We start from the raw sequence: 18,939 nt of genomic DNA on the forward strand, positions 1-18,939 counted from the left end.
ATGTGCGCTGTACGACGGCTGGACGGGCGTTAACCGGCCAACGGCGAATCTTGAGTCATCCCAACCGGAACAAGCCGCACAGGAGTTGCGATGACCCGCAAGACCCGCATACGCGCCGCCCTCGTCACCGCTACCGCCCTCGCCGCCGCCGCCACGGTGACGGTCGGGGTCAGTGCGGCCGGCAACGACAAGCCCGCCAACCCCACCAAGAAGCAGATCGCGGCCCTCTTCGACGGCTGGAACGCGGCGCTGAAGACCGGCGACCCGAAGAAGGTGGCCGACCGCTACGCCAAGGACGCGGTGCTGCTGCCCACCGTCTCCAACAAGATCCGCACCGACCGCGCCGAGATCATCGACTACTTCGACCACTTCCTGCCGAACACGCCGGTCGGCACGAAGATCGAGACGCACATCAACATCCTCGACAGCAACTCGGCCATCGACACCGGCATCTACAAGTTCAACCTCACCAACCACGAGACCCGCAAGAAGAGCGAGGTCGTGGCCCGCTACACCTACGAGTACGAGAAGCGCGACGGCGTGTGGAAGATCGTCAACCACCACTCGTCGATGATGCCCGAGGGCTGAGCCGGCCTCAGCCGGTGCGCTGCGTCGTCGCCCGCAGGGTGAGGCGTACGCCCAGCCCGCCCCCGGGCGCGTCCACCAGCGTCACCGCCCCGCCGTCGTCGGTCACCAGTTGCTTGACGACGGCGAGGCCGAGACCGGAACCGGAGCGCCCGGTGAGGCCCTGACCGCGCCAGAAGCGGTCGAAGGCGCGGGACTTCTCCGCGTCGGACATGCCCGGACCCTCGTCGAGGACCGACAGCACCACCTTGTCGCCCTTCGACTCCGTCCGGACGGTGATCGTCCCGCCGTCCGGTGAGACCTCCAGGGCGTTCGAGAGCACGTTGTCCAGCACCTGGTCCAGATGACCGGGGCTGGCCAGCACAGCCGGCCGGTCGTCGACACTCCCCCATAGCGCGATGGTGACTCCGCGCTCGTCGGCGGCCGGCCTCCACACCGACAGCCGTTCGGCCACGATGTCCGTCAGGGACAGCGGCTCGGCGGCCGTCACCTTGGCCTCGGCCCGGGCCAGCACCAGCAGCCCGTTGACCAGCCGGCTCATCCGCACCACCTCGGCGGTCGCCTGCTCCACGTCCTCCCGGACGGACTCGTCGTCGACGCCGTCGGCGATGTTGTCCAGGGAGAGCCGGAGCGCCGTCAGCGGGGTCCTGAGCTGGTGCGACGCGTCCGCGACGAAGATCCGCTGTGAGGCGATCAGGGCTTCGAGGCGCTCGCCCGCCTGGTTGAGGGTGCGGGCCAGGGTCTGCGTCTCCTGGGGGCCCGTCACGGGGGAGCGGGCGGTCAGGTCGCCGTCGCTGAACTTGCTCGCCATGTCGTTGAGCTGGCGCAGCGGGGCGGTGATCCGGCGGGCCGCCGCCGCGCCGATCAGCGCGGCCACGCCCAGCACCGCCACCGCGAGCCCTGCGCGGAACCCCCAGATCGTCCACAGCCTGCTGGTGAGTCCGGACGTCGAGTAGACGACCCGTACGGCGCCGACGACCTCGCCGCCGTGGTGCGCCGGGACCGTGATCACCAGGTTGCGGCCCCAGATGAACTTCGAGCCCCAGTCGGTGGTGGAAGCTCCCTGCCCGAGGGCCTTCGTCAGGGCCGCGTCCGGGTGCGGGCCGGGGATGCCCGGCGCGCACGGCCGGCCCTTCGTCGTGATCTGGACCTGGACCTTGTCCTTGGTCATCTCGGCGTCGTAGGCCTTGGCCATCTTCTCCAGCGCCTGGCAGGACGCGGTGTCGCCGTTGCCCAGGAGCAGCGCCATGGTGGCCGCCTCGCGCGTCACGGAGTGGTTGGTGTCGCCGCGCAACTGGGCGGTGAGCGTGAAGGCCACCGGCACGGTGAACAGGCCGATGGCGACGGCGACCAGCAGCACGTAACTGCGGATGAGCTGCTTGATCATGACGCCGGACCAGATCCCTCTGTCGTGGCGTCGTTCACGATCTCCAGGCGGAAGCCGACGCCCCGGACCGCCTCGATGGTGATGACCCCGGCGAACTTCCGCCGCAGCGCCGCCACATGCACGTCCAGCGTCTTCGTCGGCCCGAACCAGTTCGCGTCCCAGACCGCTTCCATGATCTGCTCGCGCGACATCAGCGCCCCCGGCTCCTCGGTGAGGAAGGCCAGCAGGTCGTACTCCTTCGGCGCGAGCGCGACCTCCTCGCCGGCCACGTGCACCCGGGCCGCCTTGCGGTCGATGGTCAGCCGGGACCCGTACCGGTCCGAGCCGCCCGCCGCCTGGCCGGTCGCGCTCTCGTCCGCCGCGCGCGGCTGGACGCGCCGCATCACCGCTCGTATCCGCGCGATCACCTCACGCACCCCGAACGGCTTGGACACATAGTCGTCGGCGCCCAGTTCCAGGCCGACGACCCGGTCCGTCTCGTCGCTGCGGGCGCTGATCACGATGATCGGCACATCGCCGCGCTCGCGCAGCGCCCGGCAGACGTCGAGTCCGTCGGTGTCGGGCAGGCCGAGGTCCAGCAGTACGACATCGTAGGGGCCGGCGTGGGCGAGGGCGGCGGCGCCGGTGCTCACCCAGTCGACCTCGAAGCCGTAGCGCTGCAGACCGCGCCGCAGCGACTCGGCGACCGGTTCGTCGTCTTCCACCAGGAGTACGTGCACGCGCCGCACATTAGTCCTTGAAAATTAATTCACAGCCATCACTTGCGTGTCAGTGGGCAGGGAGGTTCTGTGACGCGTGCCTGGGACCCGCCTCCCGACACCTCCCGACATCTCCCGCGAATCTCACCATGCGGGACTCAGGAGGCGGATTTCGGGCGCTCGTTAGACTGAGCCGACCCGCTGTACAAGGGCGTACGGGCGGGGAAACGAACAAACCGAGCGAGGAGCGCACGTGGGCCTTGTCGTGCAGAAGTACGGAGGCTCCTCCGTAGCCGATGCCGAGGGCATCAAGCGCGTCGCCAAGCGGATCGTGGAAGCGAAGAAGAACGGCCACCAGGTGGTCGTCGTCGTTTCCGCGATGGGCGACACGACGGACGAGCTGATCGATCTCGCCGAGCAGGTGTCACCGATGCCCAGCGGCCGGGAATTCGACATGCTGCTGACCGCCGGAGAGCGGATCTCCATGGCGCTGCTGGCGATGGCGATCAAGAACCTGGGGCACAGCGCCCAGTCGTTCACCGGCAGCCAGGCGGGCGTCATCACCGACTCCGTCCACAACAAAGCCCGGATCATCGATGTCACGCCGGGCCGCATCCGGACCGCGCTGGACGAGGGCAACATCGCCATCGTCGCCGGGTTCCAGGGCGTCAGCCAGGACAAGAAGGACATCACCACGCTGGGCCGCGGCGGGTCGGACACCACCGCCGTCGCGCTCGCCGCCGCGCTCGACGCCGAGGTCTGCGAGATCTACACCGACGTCGACGGCGTGTTCACCGCCGACCCGCGCGTGGTGAAGAAGGCGCAGAAGATCGACTGGATCGCCTTCGAGGACATGCTGGAACTCGCGGCCTCCGGTTCCAAGGTGCTGCTCCACCGCTGCGTGGAGTACGCCCGCCGCTACGACATCCCGATCCACGTCCGCTCCAGCTTCAGCGGACTCCAGGGCACCTGGGTCAGCAGCGCGCCGACCCGACAGACTCAGCTTCAGCTTCAGCATCAGAGCCAGCATCAGCAAGGGGACAAGCCGGTGGAGCAGGCCATCATCTCCGGTGTCGCGCACGACACCTCCGAGGCCAAGGTCACGGTCGTCGGCGTGCCGGACAAGCCGGGCGAGGCCGCCGTGATCTTCCGGACGATCGCCGACGCCGAGATCAACATCGACATGATCGTGCAGAACGTGTCCGCCGCGTCCACCGGACTGACGGACATCTCCTTCACGCTCCCCAAGGCGGAGGGCCGCAAGGCCATCGACGCCCTGGAGAAGAACAAGGCCGGCATCGGCTTCGAGTCGCTGCGCTACGACGACCAGATCGGGAAGATCTCGCTGGTCGGCGCGGGCATGAAGACCAACCCGGGCGTCACGGCCGACTTCTTCAAGGCGCTGGCCGACGCGGGCGTCAACATCGAGCTCATCTCGACCTCCGAGATCCGCATCTCGGTCGTCACCCGCGCCGACGACGTCAACGAGGCCGTGCGCGCCGTGCACACCGCCTTCGGACTCGACTCCGACAGCGACGAAGCCGTCGTCTACGGAGGCACCGGCCGCTGATGGCCCCGCAGCCAGGCACGTCCGCCCGGCGGCGGCCGACGCTCGCGGTCGTGGGGGCGACCGGAGCCGTCGGCACCGTCATGCGCCAGATCCTGTCCCAGCGGGCGGACGTCTGGGGCGAGATCCGGCTCGTCGCGTCCGCGCGCTCGGCCGGCCGCAAGCTGGCCGTGCGCGGCACGGAGGTCGAGGTCCTCGCCCTGTCGGAGGAGGTCTTCGACGGGGTCGACGTCGCCATGTTCGACGTCCCCGACGACGTCGCCGCGCACTGGGCGCCGATCGCCGCCGCCAAGGGCGTGGTCGTCGTCGACAACTCCGGCGCCTTCCGGATGGACCCGCAGGTGCCGCTCGTCGTCCCCGAGGTCAATCCGCACGCGGTGCGCACCCGGCCGCGCGGGATCGTCGCCAACCCCAACTGCACGACCCTGTCGATGATCGTCGCCCTGGGCGCGCTGCACGCCGAGTACGGGCTGCGCGAGCTGGTGGTGTCGTCGTACCAGGCGGTGAGCGGGGCCGGGCGGGCCGGGGTGGAGACGCTGCGGCAGCAGATCGCGCTGGTCGCGGGCACCGAGCTGGGCACCAGCCCCGGTGACGTGCGGCGGGCCGTCGGCGACAACACCGGGCCGTTCCCGGAGCCGGTCGCGCTGAACGTCGTCCCGTGGGCCGGGTCGCTGCGCGAGGACGGCTGGTCGTCGGAGGAGATGAAGGTGCGGGACGAGTCCCGCAAGATCCTCGGGCTGCCCAAGCTGCCGGTGGCGGTGACCTGCGTCCGCGTCCCCGTCGTCACGACGCACTCGCTCACCGTCCACGCCCGCTTCCAGGACGAGGTGACCGTCGACGGGGCCCGCGAGATCATCGCGACGGCCCCCGGCGTCGTCCTCTTCGACAACCCGGCGGCGGGGGAGTTCCCGACGCCCGCCGACGTCGTCGGCACCGACCCGACGTGGGTGGGCCGGGTCCGGCGTGCCCTCGACGACCCGACGGCGCTCGAACTGTTCGTGTGCGGCGACAACCTGCGCAAGGGCGCGGCCCTCAACACCGCGCAGATCGCGGAGCTGCTGGCGGCGGAGTTGGCGGCGGAGACGGCGTGAGTCCGGCCTGCCGGCGACCTGCCGGCGACCTGCCGGGACAGGCCTGACGGCGGCCTGCCGGGACAGATGTGAGGCGGTCGATGGTCCGGATCACTTGTATCGGACACGTTTGACGCCTGAAAATCCCTACAGAAGGATTTTCTCCCCGTTTTCCGCAACCGCGCGGAGAGCGGGGAGCGTCTTTGCGGTCACCCCTAGGGGGCGCGCGGAGAGCTGGGCGTGGGGACGCCCTTTCCTATGGGACTGGGATGCAGCGGAAGAGCGGGACAGATGAGACGGGCGCGGGTGGCCTTGGCCGACGCAAAAGTGACGCGGCAGGCGTACAACCCCCACGGGGGGAAGTGTGTCCAACTGGCGTGGCAGAGGTACTCGAACTCCCGGTGGCGCCCCGCGGCGCGGCTCTACGGCCGCCGCGCGGCACCCTCAAACCCCGCATGTCCGGCGCGCCCGGCGGCATGCCGGTGATCGCGCCCATGCCCGCGGCGCGGCCCACCCGCGTACCCGGCCAGCGTGACGGCGTCGAGGACGCGGTCGCGGCCGGCACCACCGTCGACCACCTCACCGAGACCTACCGGGCCCACTACCGCTCGCTGCTCGGCCTCGCCGCGCTCCTCCTCGACGACACCGCCTCCTGCGAGGACGTCGTGCAGGAGGCCTTCATCCGCGTCCACTCCGCGCGCAAACGCGTCCGCGACCCGGAGAAGACCCTCGCCTATCTCCGTCAGACGGTCGTCAACCTCTCCCGCTCCGCCCTGCGCCGCCGCATCCTCGGCCTGAAGCTGCTCTCCAAGCCGATGCCGGACATGGCCAGCGCGGAGGAGGGGGCCTACGACCAGTTGGAGCGCGACTCGCTCATCAAGGCGATGAAGGGCCTCCAGCGCCGGCAGCGCGAGGTCCTCGTGCTGCGCTACTTCGCGGACATGACGGAGGCCCAGGTCGCCGAGACCCTCGGCGTCTCCCTCGGCTCGGTCAAGGCGTACGGCTCACGCGGCATCGCCGCCCTGCGCATAGCCATGGAGGCGTCGGCGTGAGCAGGGAGACCGGCAGGGGGGCCGACAGAGAGGCCGACAAGGGGGCCGACAGAGAGGCCGACAAGGGGGCCGACAGAGAGGCCGACAAGGGGGCCGAAAAGGAGACCGTTTCGCCCTTTCCCCCCGTTTCATCCAGTTCGTCGGGCGCGCAAGCCCCGAAGCCATCGCACGCTGGGAACTCAACCGTGAACCACCACCTCGACGACCAGAGCCCCGAAGGGCTCGACTCGGACGAGCTGGCACTGCGCCGGATGCTGCACGACGCCGTCCAGGAGATGGAGCCACGCGACGGCTCCCTGGACCACCTGCGGCGGGCCGTCCCGGTGCGCCGGGCCCGTAAGCGGCAGGCGGCCGTCGGCATGGCGGCCGCGGCGCTCTTCCTCGGCACCGCCGTCCCGGCCGTGCTGCACGTCTCGGGGGCGGGCGGTTCCGACGCCAACCCTTCCATCGCCGGCCAGGCCTCACAGGCGCAGGGGGGCGTGGATCAGGGCAAGAACCCCGACGGCGGCTCCTCGGGCAGGGTCGGCGACTCCTCCGGCAAGACCGGTGAGGAGAGCAGGGGCGGCGCCGTCGACACCGGTCCGGGCAAGGAGTCCGCGGGCGCGTCGGCGTCCAGCGGCAGCGGTCCGACCGCCGCGGCGCAGCCGAGCGTGGCCTGCACACCGGCCCAGCTCACCGCCGCCGCACCCGTCGTCGAGGTGCCCGACGCGGCCGGCATCGTCTACGGCACGTTCCGCGTCGCGAACTCCTCCACCACCGCCTGTACCGTCGGCGGCGCGGTCGCGGTGACGTACGAGGCGCAGGGCGCCGCCGACGCCACGAAGATCACCGTGGTGGAGCACGCCTCCGGGGACGCGGCGGCCGGCCTGCCCGACCCCTCCCTCTACGTCACGAAGTACGACCTCGCCCCCGGCTCCGCCTACGAGGTGAAGTTCGCCTGGCAGGCCGCCACGACCTGCCCCACGACCGGCAGCGCCAGTGGCGGCGACAGCGGCGGCGGTACGGCGTCGCCGTCGCCGTCGGCGTCCACCGAGCCGTCCGGCGCGGTCGGCGAGACCGGCTCCGGCACCTCGGCCCAACTGCTCACCGCCGACGGCACGGCCGACGGCAGCGTCGTCGTGTCGTACACGGCCGAGGCCGGTTCCCCGGCCACCAAGGCGACGGTGACGAACGCGTGCGCGGGGACGATCTACCGGACGGGCGTACTGGCGTCGTCCTGAACCGCTGACACCTGCGGCCCGCCGGCGACGTCGGCCTTGTCGTCGCTCCCCTCGCTCCCCTCGGTTCCCTCGGTCCCCTCGGGAAGGATCCCGAGTTCCGCGTCGCGGATGAACTCCACCTCGCGGCGCAGCAGCCGGAACCACATGAACACCACGAACCCGGCGAAGACGAACCACTCGCCGGTGTAGCCGAGGTTCTGGAACGCCTTCAGGTCGAGGCCGGTGTCGGCCGCCGCCTTCGCGGGCACCGCCGTCATCCCGGGGGCCGCGGTGTCGAGGGTGACCCAGGCGTTGTAGAGGTCGTACGGCACGAGGTTGACGAGCGAGGCCGCGCTGATCGCCGCGGTCTGCCCGGCCGGCAGTCCGCCCCGGGCGCTCACCCCGTTGTCGCCGGGCTGCTCGGAGGCCTGGAGCGCGCCGGTGACGGTGACCTCGCCTGCGGGCGGCGCCGGGGCCTTGGCCGCGTCGGCGTCGCCGGGCAGCCAGCCGCGGACGACGGGCAGCGCCTTGCCGCCGTCGGTGCGCAGCAGGGTCAGTACGTAGTAGCCGTTCCTGCCGTCGAGTTCCCGGTCGGGCACCAGCAACTGGGTGGCGTAGCGCCCGGTGGCGGTGGTCTGCCTGCCGGAGGTCGCCTTGTCGACGGGGAGCAGCTCGGCCAGCGGGCGCGCGGTGTCCGTGCGGGCGGACTCGGTCTGCGCCTTCGCGTCGCGGTGGTCGCCCATCCGCGCCTCGAACCGGCTGAGCTGCCAGGACCCCATGTACACACAGAAGGGGATGGCCAGCAGCACGAAGACGTTGATCCCCCACCAGCGGGAAGTCAGCAGAAACCGGTACACGCCCTCCACGGTACGGGGCGGCTGCGGGGAGCCGGTTGGCGGGGGCCCGGCGGGGGTCTGGAGGGTGCCTGGCACGGTCCGGTGGGTGCGAAGACGGTAGGAGTTATCCACAGGCTGGGGGCCGGGGCGGACGATTGTCGGCGTGAGCGGGCAGTATGGGCTCATGACTGAGAGCAACGGGTCCGCCGCACCCGCATCGGAGCGGTACGAAGAGATGCCGGACTGGGAGAGGCGCTTCCGCGCGCCCCGCGTGTCGCTGCCCGACTGGGCGGAGGACGCGCCCGACCACGCCCTGTTCGTGTCGAACGCGACGGGGACGTACGAGCTGTACGCCTGGAACCGTGCCACGGGCGAACAGCGCCAGGTGACCGACCGGGCCAACGGCACGACGGACGGTGTGCTCTCCCCGGACGGCGCGTGGATCTGGTGGTTCGACGACAAGGACGGCGACGAGTTCGGCGTCTGGCGCCGCCAGCCCTTCACCGGCGGTGAGAACGAGCCGGCGACCCCGGGCCTGGACCCCTCCTACCCGGCGGGCCTGGCCCTGAGCAGGGACGGCCGTACGGCGGTGGTGGGCCGCTCGACGGACGAGGACGGCACGACGATCCATGTGTCCCGCACCGGCGAGCCCCCCTTCGAGCTGTATCGCCACCGGGAGTCGGCGGGCGTCGGCGACCTGTCCCACGACGGCGCCCTGATCGCGATCGAGCACACCGAGCACGGCGACGCGATGCACTCCGCGCTGCGCGTGCTGCGCCCCGACGGCTCGAAGGTCGCCGAGCTGGACGACACGAAGGGCGGCACCGAGGAACTGGGCCTGGAGGTCCTGGGCTTCGCCCCGGTCGACGGCGACACGCGGCTGCTGATCGGGCATCAGCGCCGGGGCCGCTGGGAGCCGCTGGTGTGGGACGTGGCGACGGGCGCGGAGACGGACCTCGCCCTGGACCTGCCGGGCGACGTCAGCGCCGAGTGGTACCCGGACGGCTCGGGCCTGCTCGTCGTGCACGGCTTCGAGGCGCGCAGCGAGATGTTCCGCTACGACTTCGCGGACGGCGCGCTGGTGAAGGTCGAGACGCCGCCGGGCACGGTGTCGGGGGCGACGGCCCGGCCGGACGGCAGCGTGGAGTACCTGTGGTCCTCCGCCGCCCAGCCGCCGGTGGTCCGTTCGACGAGCGGCGAGGTGGTCCTGGACCCGCCCGGCATGAAGTCCCCGGGCTCGGTCCCGGTGCGGGACGTGTGGGTGGAGGGCCCAGGCGGCCGTATCCACGCCCTGGTCCAGAAGCCGGCGGGCGCCACCGGCCCCCTCCCCACGGTCTTCGACATCCACGGCGGCCCGACCTGGCACGACAGCGACGCCTTCGCGGCGGCCCCGGCGGCCTGGGTGGACCACGGGTACGCGGTCGTCCGCGTCAACTACCGCGGCTCCACGGGCTACGGCCGCGCGTGGACGGACGCCCTGAAGCACCGGGTGGGCCTGATCGAGCTGGAGGACATCGAGGCGGTACGGCAGTGGGCCGTCTCCTCCGGCCTCGCGGACCCCGCCCGCCTGATCCTCACCGGCGGCTCCTGGGGCGGCTACCTCACCCTCCTCGGCCTCGGCGTCCAGCCCGACGCCTGGGCTTTGGGCATCGCGGCGGTCCCCGTCGCCGACTACGTCACGGCCTACCACGACGAGATGGAGGCCCTCAAGGCGATGGACCGCACCCTCATGGGCGGCACCCCGGAGGAGGTCCCCGACCGCTTCGAGGCCTCGTCCCCCCTGACCTACGTCGACAAGGTCCGTTCCCCCGTCTACATCTCGGCCGGCGTCAACGACCCCCGCTGCCCCATCCGCCAGATCGACAACTACGTACGCCGCCTGGAAGCAAGGTCGGCCCCCCACGAGGTCTACCGCTACGACGCGGGCCACGGCTCCCTGGTCGTAGACGAACGCATCAAACAAGTCCGACTCGAACTGGAATTCGCGGAGCGGCACTTGGACTAACCGACCGGCTCTCCGAGCGAGGACGCCGACGCCCCCGCTCTCGACGATCACCACTGGGACCAGGAAGCAGCGACCAGGGGACAGGGAGCAGGGATCGGCGGGGGCGGGGCGCCTCACCGTCAACGGGGGGAGGGGCTGATTCCGGATAAGCCTCAAGCCTGGAATAGCTTGATGCGGCACGGGGGCGGGGCGGGTAGCGGTCATGTGCATCGAGCGTCCGCCGGGTGCGCCACTCATTCCTCGCCGCCGGCCTCGGGCCGGAGGAGCGCGGTGGAGAACGGTGGAGAACGGTGGAGCGGAGCCTATTCATAGTGCTCCCAGGTGTGCCCGCCCCTGTGCCCTTCGGCCAGCCAGCAGGCGTCCCCTTTCGACGGGCCTGCCGAATTGCAGTAGTTCATCTTCTGCACCCTGACGTCGCTGCCGTCGGTGTTCCAGGAGATCCAAACGGCTCCGCAGTCTTCGGGGTTCAGTTCCCTCATGTGTGCGAAGTGATCGCCGAACGAGTGTTTGTCGAGATCGCAGGTGGCGTAGTCCGGGATCGGTCTTCGCCGGGAAGCCCGTCGGGGAAGTTCGTCGCCGCATTCCGCATGCGGTCCGGAACGATCAACGAAGCAGAACAGGTCGTCACCGCGACTCCTTTCAATCGGCCGTCCCCGGGACCGTTGCGAGCGGTCGTCGGGCGCTGAAAGGAGACTGGACCGGTGGACCGGTCCAGTCAAGTGAAACGTCAGTTTTGCTACCCCATCGGGTAGTTGTCGGCCTGCTCGAACACATGCGACGGTGTCACGCCCTCTTCGCACACGAGAGGTCGGCGTTCGTCGTCGAGGGCCACGTGCAACACGACGGCCACCGCCGTCGGCGCATCGACGTCCAGCAGTCGGGCTTCGTCCTCGGTGGCCAGCCGCACCGTCGTGACGTCCGTACCCTCCACCGGGAAACGGCCCGTTTCGCGGCGCACATACAGCGTGGTGCCCTCGGCGATCGGCCCCGTCAGCGCCAGGCGCGGCGCGGCGTCCGCGACGGCGGGCGGGAACCAGGCCGTCACCAGGCTGTGCGGCGATCCGTCGTCGAGCAGCACCAGCCGGATCCTGCGCAGCGCTGCCTCGCCGGACTCCAGTCCCAGGGCGTCGGCGATGTGCGGCGGAGGCGTCGCACGGTCCGGGACGCCGAGTCGGCGGTACGGTGCGCCGCCCGACATCCGGGTGGAGCCTGCCCGGCGGCCGCCCGCGGGCCGGGCGATCGGCGTCTCGGTGACAGTGAATCCGGTGCCCTGCCGTGCGGCCACCAGGCCGTCGTTGCGCAGGACGTCGTAGGCCTTGACGACGGTGGCCCGCGACACGGTCCACTGTTCGGCCAGGTCGCGACCGGAGGGCAGTGGATCGCCGGGGCCGAACTCGCCGTTCGCCATGCGGGTGCGCAGATCCTCGGCGATCAGTTCGTACTTCAGCGTTGGCATGGGGCGCACTTCCGTTCACTGGACTGGTCCACCGGTAAGCCCCCAGAATGCCTCACATGACGAGCCCTGAGGTAGCGCCGGAGATCCTGAGGTTCTACGCCGAGACCGTGGACGAGGCGGACCGGCTGACCACGACGGCCGACGGGTGGCTGGAGTTGCTGCGTACGCAGGAACTGCTGCGACGACACCTGCCGGGACCGCCGGCCCGGGTGCTCGATGTCGGCGGCGGGCCAGGGGTGCACGCGCGGTGGCTCGTCGCGGACGGCTACACCGTCCATCTCGTCGACCCCGTCGCCCGGCACGTCGACCAGGCCAAGGACACGGGTGCCACCGTCGAACTGGGCGACGCCCGTGCGCTGACCGCCGCGGATGCCTCGTACGACGTGGTGCTCGTGCTGGGGCCGCTCTACCACCTGCTCGACCGCGCCGACCGTGACCGCGCCCTCGCGGAGGCCTACCGGGTGCTCAAGCCCGGCGGTCTCCTGGCAACGGCCGGCATCAATCGGTACGCGTCCCTGTTCGAGCACGCCGCGTTCGCCCACCTGCACCAGGAGCCCATGCGGACGAGTATCGGGGGCATCCTCGCCACCCAGATCCATGACGGCGAGAAGGCGTTCACCGCGGCTTACTTCCACAGCGGCGGACAACTGCGTGACGAGGTGGCCGAGGCGGGCTTCGCCCAGGCCGAGGTGTTCGGCGTCGAGGGCCCGGCCTGGTCCATGCTCGCGGCGGCGGAGCGGAACACCGGCGAGTCCTTCCGCGACACGGAACTGTTCCGGTCGGCCCTGGCCGCCGCGCGCATGGCGGAGCCCTATCCGGAACTTCTCGCGGCGAGCTCCCACCTGCTGGCGATCGGACGACGCCCCGGCTGACCTCGGCGGACACCGTCCCGCCCGAAGGGGCCGCGCGGCGCGCCGGAAGCATCCCCGGCCCCCAGCCCTCATCCCCCCTGCCTACGCCTACCCCTGCGCCCCCGGCACCCTCCGCCCCCGGCGTCGCAGCAACTGGGCCAAGCCCCGGCGGGTGGCCGCCAGTACGGCGCGGTCCTCGCTGTGCAGGACGTACGTGTCCGGTAGGTCCCAGAGCAGGTCGGGTTTGTCGGGCTGGCCTTCCTCGCCGGTGTAGACGGCAAGGACGCGCCAGTAGCCGGGGCGGAAGGCCTCGCCGATCGTTCTGCCGTCCAACTGGGCGTGTTCTCCGACCCGTAGGGCGGCGAACAGCAGGACGCGTCGTTCCACCGGGATCGCGCCCAGGACCTGGCGGCCCATCATCGCCCCGGCGAAGGAGGGGGCCGAGAGGTGGGAGACGCTGCGGCTTCGGGTGAGGGCCTGGGGGTGGGCGGCGCGCAGGGTGCGGTAGACGGCGGTGGCGAAGTCGTCGTCGTACAGGCGCAGGACCACGCGGAGGTCGGGGCGCAGGGAGCGGGCGTAGAGCGCCGCTTCGAGGTTCGTGGTGTCGGAGCTGGTCACCGCGAGCAGGGCGTGCGCGCGGTGGATCTTCGCGGCCTCCAGGACGCCCTCCTGGGTGACGTCGCCCAGGACGACCGGCACCCGCAGCCGCCGCGCGACCGCGAGTCCGCGTGCCTCGGGGCCCGCCTCGACGCACACCACGGGGATGTTCAGCTCGCGCAGCCGGATCAGCACCCGGGTGCCGATCTTGCCCAGGCCGAGGAGTACGACGTGGCCGCCCAGGCCACGGGGCGGCCGGCGCAGCGCCCCCGCCCCGCGGAACGTTCCCAGCGCTTCCAGCACCGCCGCCAGCAGGACCGGCAGCAGCAGCAACCCGACCAGTCCGGAGAGGAGTTGGAGGATCTGGCGGGCGGTGGTCGAGCCGATCGCCGGGTCGTTGATGGAGAACAGGTCCAGCAGGGTCAGGTACAGGGCGCCCAGCGGATGGATGCCGGTCGCCAGCCACAACGCCACCGCCAGCGCGAACACGGACCCCACCAGCCCGGCCAGCGACCACCTGAGCCGCCGCGAGAGCAGCGAGGCGAGCGGCGCGACCACCCCGACCGCCCGCCCGGACGGCAGCGCGGGGCCCGCCGCGTACGCGACCTGCTCGAGTACCAGCGACCCGCGCCGGCCGGCCGCCGCGGCCTCCCGCACGGTCGCCGCGTCCGGCAGCAGCAGCGGCCCCTGCTCGCCGCTGGCCTCGGAACCGTCCGCGAAGGCCGGGTCGTTGACGTTCGCGGAGAGCAGCGCGAGGGTGGGCAGGCCCGGCGGGTCGGGTTCGCCGGCGGCGGCCGGCAGCCGCTCCACGGCGCGCAGCAGCAGTCCGTCCGTCTGGACGACCTTGCTGGTGCCGACGACGGCGGTCGCGGCCAGCGCGGGCGCGGCGGTGTCCGCGTCGGACAGGACGGTCGTCGAGGCGTCGCCCGCCGGGCCGCCGTCCCCCGGCGCCTCCCCCGGTCCGGCCCCGGTGGCCAACGCGGCCGCCTGGTCGAGGAGTTCCTCGATGTGCTGGCCCAACCGCCGGTTGTAGAGCCGCAGTACGAGCCGCAGCCGGGGGTTGAGCCGGCGGGCGGTGAGGGCGGCGCGGATGTTGGTCTCGTCGTCGTCGTACACGAGCGCCAGTGCGGCGGCCCGTTCCACGCCCGCCTCGGCGAGCACCGCCTCGGTGGCCTCGACGGCCTCCAACGTCCGCTGTCCGACGGCCGGTTCACTCGGCGCGGCGGCCGGTGTGCCGTTGCCCGCCGCCCGGTTGACGGCCGCGCTCACCATCCGGTCGAGCAGCGCCGCCGACACCGCCCGGGCCCGTCCGACGACCGGGGGCCGTACCGTTCGCTCGGCGGGCGGTACGACGAGGGTGACCTGTTCCTCGTAGATGCCCCGCAGCTCGGCGGCGAGCCGGTGCGCGAGACCGTCGTCGCCGCACACCACCATGTGCGCGCCCGGCGACTGCCCCGGACGCGGCTGACCCTGATTCGGCACGCTCACCACGAGGGAGAAGACTGCCTCACCGGGGCGGGAGGTTCCACGGACGACGTGAACACCTTGCGCGAGACTCCCGTATGAAAGGGGAGGGAATGCAGCAAACAGGCAGCAGAGACAGCAGAGACAGTACGGAAGCCGGAGGTGCGCGACGCGTGGCCATCACCGAAGACGCGGTCCCGCACGCCGACGGCACGCGCCACGACGCAACAGAGACGCCGGACGGACCGCCGGACGGATCGCCGGACGAACCCAGGCGGCTGACCTCCCCCCTCGTCCTGACCATGCTGCTGCTCCTGATGGTGCTGCTGCAGAGTCCGATCCGCCGCGCGCTGTCCGCCCCGGTGATGCAGAGCTGGACGACGGTGTTCGTGGCGGTCGTGGTCCAGGCGCTGCCGTTCCTGGTGCTGGGGGTGCTGCTGTCGGCGGCGATCGCCGTCTACGTACCCCCCTCGTTCTTCGCCCGCGCCCTGCCCTCCCGGCCCGCGCTCGCCGTCCCGGTCGCCGGGCTCGCGGGCGCGGTGCTGCCGGGCTGCGAGTGCGCGTCGGTGCCGGTGGCCGGAGCCCTGGTCCGCCGGGGCGTGACCCCGGCCGCGGCTCTCGCCTTCCTGCTCTCCGCCCCCGCGATCAACCCGATCGTGCTGACGGCGACGGCCGTCGCGTTCCCCCGCAACCCCGAGATGGTGCTCGCCCGCTTCGCCGGCAGCCTGCTCGTGGCGTGCGTGATGGGCTGGCTGTGGCAACGGCTGGGCCGCACGGACTGGCTGCGCCTGCCGGCCCACGCGCCGCACGAGGGGGAGACGAAGGGCGCGGCGTTCTGGGACTCGGTCCGGCACGACGTCATGCACGCGGGCGGTTTCCTCGTCGTGGGCGCGATGGCGGCGGCGACCCTGAAGGCAGTCGCCCCGCAGGAATGGCTGCGGACGGCGGCGGAGAACCCGTTCCTGGCGGTCCTGACCCTCGCCGTCCTCGCGGTCGTCCTCTCCATCTGCTCGGAGGCGGACGCGTTCGTCGCCGCGTCCCTGACCCAGTTCTCCCTGACGGCCAAGCTCGCCTTCCTGGTGGTCGGCCCGATGATCGACCTCAAGCTGTTCGCGATGCAGGCGGGCACGTTCGGCCGGGGCTTCGCGCTGCGCTTCGCCCCGGCGACGTTCGTCCTGGCCATCGCGTCGGCGGTCCTGACCGGATGGATACTCCTGTGAACCGACAGTCCCAGGCGGCCGTCCTCTTCCTCCTCGGCGCGGCCCTCCTCCACGCCGGCACCACAGACCTCTACCTCCGCTACGTCAAGTCAGGCCTACGCCCCCTGCTCCTGGCGTCGGGCGCGGTCCTGATCCTGACGGCCCTGGCGACGGCCTGGTACGAACGCCGAAAGACGAAGCGGGAACAGAAACAGAAGGATGTAAAGGATGTAGCGGACGCAGGGCACTCCCACCCCGAACCCCGTGTCTCCTGGCTCCTGATCCTCCCCCTCCTGGCGCTGATCCTGGTCGCCCCGCCCGCCCTGGGCTCGTACAGCGCGAACCGCACCGGCACGGCCCTGCAAGAGCCGCTCGCCTATCCCGCCCTGGCCGCCACGAACCCGCTCCCGCTCAACGTCGTCGACTACGCGGGCCGAGCCGTCTACGACCACGGCCGCACCCTCGCCGGCCGCGAGATCCGGCTCACCGGCTTCGTCGCCCTGGACCACGACGGCACCCCCTACCTGGTCCGCATGGCCCTCAACTGCTGCGCCGCCGACGCCCAGCCGGTCAAGATCGGCCTGACCGGCGACATCCCCCCGGTCCTCCAACCGGACGCCTGGCTGACCGTCACCGGCACCTACATCCCCCGCACCACCCACGACCCGGTCAACAACGGCCCGATCCCCTTCATCAAGATCACCGACGCCCGACCGACCCCGATCCCACGAGACCCGTACGACGAGTCGTGGAACAACTGACCGGACGCCGGACGCCGGACGCCGGACGCCGGACGCCGGGCGGAGTGAGCCACCGGATCTCCCTTTCCGGCCGTCAGGGCCACGTACGCTCGATCCGGTCCTGCCGCACGGCGTAGGCGGCCGGTCCGCCTCTGACGATCGCCCGGTGGATCGCGTCCCGACGGGCGTGGAGCCGTTCGACCATCTCGATGCTGCGGAGCTGCTGATTGTCGAGGTAGAAGAGCACCGCCCCACGCTCCTGTACCGGCTGGATCTCCAGATCCCGGGTCTTGATCCGGCCGTCCTTGGACAACGGGACCCACGACCGGTCGAGGCCGTGCGTGATCCACTCCTCGTCCGGGACGTCCTGGCCGTCGTCCGGGAAGACGTCCCCGATGCGGTGGACGATCCAGCCGAGTGCCCTCAGCCCTTCCGCGACCCGCCGCCCGAGATTCCGATCGAGGAAGAACTCAGGCGGCAAGGCGCACCACTGCGTGGCACAGGGCCTCGACCTGGTCAGGGGTCATGCCGAAGTCGTACGCGATGTCCTCGACGCTCTCCCCGGCCTCCCACAGGTCGGTGATGGCCCCGACCGAGACGCGGTTCGCGGCCACGACGGGGAGACCGTGGCCGAACCTCGGGTCGATCACGACCGGGACGGAGTCCGGGTACTGCCTCAGCCGCAGGCTCGTGGGGAAGTCGTCGTCCGCGTCCCAGGTCAGGTAGCGCAGGTAGCCGGAGACCACTTCCTGGATCGGGGCCTGACCGTCCCGGGCCCGGCGCAGGTCGCCGAAGCCGTGCTCGACGAAGATGTCCACGCCGTCCGTCGCGATGCGCTTCGACACCAGGCCGTACGGGGTGTCGAAAGCGTCGCGCACGGCGGCCGCGGCCTCCCTGATCTCGCTCATGCGCAGGCCCAGGGAACGCAGGGACCGCAGTACGTGCGCCTCGGCCACGGCGATGAACGGCACCGAGGGCTGCCCTGTGCGGACGGGCTCCACCTGGTGGACGAGCGGTGCTCCCGCCGCCTTGCCCTTGAGCCACGAGGTCAGGGTCGACTGGGGGATCTCCAAGTACGAGGACGTTTCCGTGGGCGTCAGGAGCCCGTCCCTGAACCTGTCGACCATGATCCACCTCCTCTTGCTCTTGGCGCCGGTTGCCGGATGGTCGCACATCAAGCCTCCCACCCGCGGGCCGTCGGAACACCGCTGCACCGGCTCAACCAGCCGCGCGGAGAGGCTCCTCGGCTCGACGGTTCCGGTCGTCCCGGCGGTTGCGGCACTCCAGGCAGAGGTCCGGGCCTGCCGAGCGGAAGGCGCGCTCGCAGCCGTCGCAGGTCTTGAAGGGGACGACGGCCTGTCGCACCCCAGATCCCCCAGATCCCCCAGATCCCCCAGATCCCTCGGATCCCCCTGATCCGGCTGGTTCCCCGGGTCCCGCCGTTCTGGCCGGTGTGAGCAGGGGAGTCTCCTTCAGCCGGAAGGCGAGGATGCCCACGGGGCGGGTCAGCAGGGGGTCCGGGAGTCGGGCGGTGAGCTGTTCGGTGATCTCGGTGGGCAGGAGGCCCGCCGCGAGCCACCGGCTGACCGCCGGAGCGAGGCGGGCCGCCTCCTGCTCGGACAGGATCAGGCGCGGATCGACGCGGCGCAGCGAGGCGAGCACGGCGACCGCCCGCGGGTCGGCTGCGGTGAGGGACGGCGTCGGCTCCCGCGGTTCCTCCCTCACGGCCGCCGCTTCCCGTACGGGCGTTGCGGCGGCGGGCGGGGCTTCGTCCGCCAAAGGCTTCCGGGGGCGCGGCGGCTTCGGGGGCTCAGGGCCGTCCGGCGCGGGTCGTCCACCCGGCCCCGACGTCCCCCCGGCGCGCCGCACGGCACGTCGTGGAAGTACGTCCGGGTACGGATGCGCCCACTGGGTCCGCGCTCGCGGCGGCGCTCCAAGTGGCCCGCCCGCTCAAGCTCCTTGAGCGCCCGGGAGATCAGGATCTCGCCCTCGGTGAAGTGCGCGCACAGGGCGGCGATGGTCACGGGGGTGCCGTCGGGCAGCGAGAGGATGTAGGCCGCGACGCCGATCGTGACCGCGCTGCCGCGCCGCTGGGCGAGGGCGTTGGCGAGCACGGTGAAGCCGGCGGTGAGGCGGGTGCGTACGTGGATCACGCCGGAGGTCGGGGCTCCGGCGTCGGCGCGCAGGCGCGCGTTAGAATGCGTTTCAGCCATTGGGAAGGTCTAGCTTCCTG

The 18,939-nt window shown here is 71.6% G+C and carries 16 protein-coding genes and 2 pseudogenes; 10 read left to right on the forward strand and 8 right to left on the reverse strand.

Going from position 1 to position 18,939, the window contains the following annotated elements; all coding sequences use genetic code 11:
- Positions 1-90 precede the first annotated feature (90 nt).
- Positions 91-588 (forward strand): SgcJ/EcaC family oxidoreductase, encoded by a 498-nt coding sequence (locus BMZ82_RS10475; protein ID WP_093774120.1) that lies wholly within the window; start codon positions 91-93, stop codon positions 586-588.
- A gap of 7 nt (positions 589-595) precedes the next feature.
- Here BMZ82_RS10475 and BMZ82_RS10480 read toward each other — a convergent pair whose 3' ends face one another.
- Together BMZ82_RS10480 and BMZ82_RS10485 are read right to left on the reverse strand one after the other, a co-directional pair.
- Positions 596-1,972 (reverse strand): HAMP domain-containing sensor histidine kinase, encoded by a 1,377-nt coding sequence (locus BMZ82_RS10480; RefSeq protein WP_093774122.1) that lies wholly within the window; start codon positions 1,970-1,972, stop codon positions 596-598.
- Positions 1,969-2,691: a response regulator transcription factor gene (locus BMZ82_RS10485; RefSeq protein WP_093774289.1), complete on the reverse strand. Its 723-nt coding sequence runs from the start codon at positions 2,689-2,691 to the stop codon at positions 1,969-1,971. Before BMZ82_RS10485 ends, BMZ82_RS10480 begins: the two co-directional genes overlap by 4 nt.
- Positions 2,692-2,923: 232 nt before the next feature.
- Between BMZ82_RS10485 and BMZ82_RS10490 the strand changes: the two genes are divergently transcribed.
- The 5 genes and pseudogenes from BMZ82_RS10490 to BMZ82_RS10510 all read left to right on the forward strand — a co-directional run bounded on the left by BMZ82_RS10490 (position 2,924) and on the right by BMZ82_RS10510 (position 7,579).
- Entirely contained in the window at positions 2,924-4,240 is a 1,317-nt protein-coding gene (locus BMZ82_RS10490; protein ID WP_093774124.1) for an aspartate kinase, read from the forward strand.
- Positions 4,240-5,328: an aspartate-semialdehyde dehydrogenase gene (locus tag BMZ82_RS10495; protein WP_093774127.1), complete on the forward strand. Its 1,089-nt coding sequence runs from the start codon at positions 4,240-4,242 to the stop codon at positions 5,326-5,328. Before BMZ82_RS10490 ends, BMZ82_RS10495 begins: the two co-directional genes overlap by 1 nt.
- Positions 5,329-5,762: 434 nt before the next feature.
- Positions 5,763-6,359, forward strand: coding sequence for a SigE family RNA polymerase sigma factor (locus BMZ82_RS10500; RefSeq protein ID WP_256251852.1), 597 nt, complete (start codon positions 5,763-5,765; stop codon positions 6,357-6,359).
- 54 nt (positions 6,360-6,413) lie between these two features.
- Positions 6,414-6,548 (forward strand): annotated as a pseudogene (locus tag BMZ82_RS42675) (hypothetical protein); the annotation flags it as partial.
- A complete protein-coding gene (locus BMZ82_RS10510) occupies positions 6,545-7,579 on the forward strand; it encodes a hypothetical protein (RefSeq protein ID WP_093774128.1) in 1,035 nt (344 codons plus the stop codon). The pseudogene BMZ82_RS42675 and the gene BMZ82_RS10510, both read left to right, overlap by 4 nt.
- Here BMZ82_RS10510 and BMZ82_RS10515 read toward each other — a convergent pair.
- On the reverse strand, positions 7,549-8,415 hold the full coding sequence (locus tag BMZ82_RS10515; protein WP_093774130.1) for an SURF1 family protein: 867 nt from the start codon (positions 8,413-8,415) through the stop codon (positions 7,549-7,551). The two genes, BMZ82_RS10510 and BMZ82_RS10515, sit on opposite strands and share 31 nt — an antisense overlap.
- Before the next feature lie 163 nt (positions 8,416-8,578).
- On the opposite strand from BMZ82_RS10515, the gene BMZ82_RS10520 reads away from it, so the two are divergent.
- On the forward strand, positions 8,579-10,399 hold the full coding sequence (locus tag BMZ82_RS10520; RefSeq protein WP_093774132.1) for a S9 family peptidase: 1,821 nt from the start codon (positions 8,579-8,581) through the stop codon (positions 10,397-10,399).
- Between the two features lie 736 nt (positions 10,400-11,135).
- Here the strand turns inward: BMZ82_RS10520 and BMZ82_RS10525 are convergent.
- The gene (locus tag BMZ82_RS10525; protein ID WP_093774134.1) at positions 11,136-11,855 is read right to left on the reverse strand and encodes a GntR family transcriptional regulator; all 720 of its coding nucleotides are present in this window, start codon (positions 11,853-11,855) and stop codon (positions 11,136-11,138) included.
- A gap of 56 nt (positions 11,856-11,911) precedes the next feature.
- On the opposite strand from BMZ82_RS10525, the gene BMZ82_RS10530 reads away from it, so the two are divergent.
- Positions 11,912-12,727 (forward strand): class I SAM-dependent methyltransferase, encoded by an 816-nt coding sequence (locus BMZ82_RS10530; protein WP_093774136.1) that lies wholly within the window; start codon positions 11,912-11,914, stop codon positions 12,725-12,727.
- Positions 12,728-12,814: 87 nt separating this feature from the next.
- Here BMZ82_RS10530 and BMZ82_RS10535 read toward each other — a convergent pair whose 3' ends face one another.
- A complete protein-coding gene (locus BMZ82_RS10535; RefSeq protein WP_093774138.1) occupies positions 12,815-14,737 on the reverse strand; it encodes an NAD(P)-binding protein in 1,923 nt (640 codons plus the stop codon).
- Between the two features lie 203 nt (positions 14,738-14,940).
- Between BMZ82_RS10535 and BMZ82_RS10540 the strand changes: the two genes are divergently transcribed.
- Both BMZ82_RS10540 and BMZ82_RS10545 read left to right on the forward strand, forming a co-directional pair.
- On the forward strand, positions 14,941-15,987 hold the full coding sequence (locus BMZ82_RS10540) for a permease (RefSeq protein WP_093774140.1): 1,047 nt from the start codon (positions 14,941-14,943) through the stop codon (positions 15,985-15,987).
- Positions 15,984-16,727 (forward strand): TIGR03943 family putative permease subunit, encoded by a 744-nt coding sequence (locus BMZ82_RS10545; protein ID WP_093774142.1) that lies wholly within the window; start codon positions 15,984-15,986, stop codon positions 16,725-16,727. Before BMZ82_RS10540 ends, BMZ82_RS10545 begins: the two co-directional genes overlap by 4 nt.
- A 73-nt stretch (positions 16,728-16,800) precedes the next feature.
- Here the strand turns inward: BMZ82_RS10545 and BMZ82_RS10550 are convergent, their stop codons facing one another.
- From BMZ82_RS10550 to BMZ82_RS10560, 3 genes and pseudogenes are all read right to left on the reverse strand, one after another.
- Positions 16,801-17,187: a PIN-like domain-containing protein gene (locus tag BMZ82_RS10550; protein ID WP_093774144.1), complete on the reverse strand. Its 387-nt coding sequence runs from the start codon at positions 17,185-17,187 to the stop codon at positions 16,801-16,803.
- The gene (locus BMZ82_RS10555) at positions 17,177-17,833 is read right to left on the reverse strand and encodes a DUF433 domain-containing protein (RefSeq protein ID WP_093774146.1); all 657 of its coding nucleotides are present in this window, start codon (positions 17,831-17,833) and stop codon (positions 17,177-17,179) included. Before BMZ82_RS10555 ends, BMZ82_RS10550 begins: the two co-directional genes overlap by 11 nt.
- A gap of 91 nt (positions 17,834-17,924) precedes the next feature.
- Positions 17,925-18,919, reverse strand: a pseudogene (locus tag BMZ82_RS10560) (hypothetical protein).
- Between the last annotated feature and the right edge of the window lie 20 nt (positions 18,920-18,939).

The sequence above is a fragment of the Streptomyces sp. yr375 genome, from assembly GCF_900110755.1.
In the GTDB taxonomy this organism is placed as follows: Bacteria; Actinomycetota; Actinomycetes; order Streptomycetales; family Streptomycetaceae; genus Streptomyces.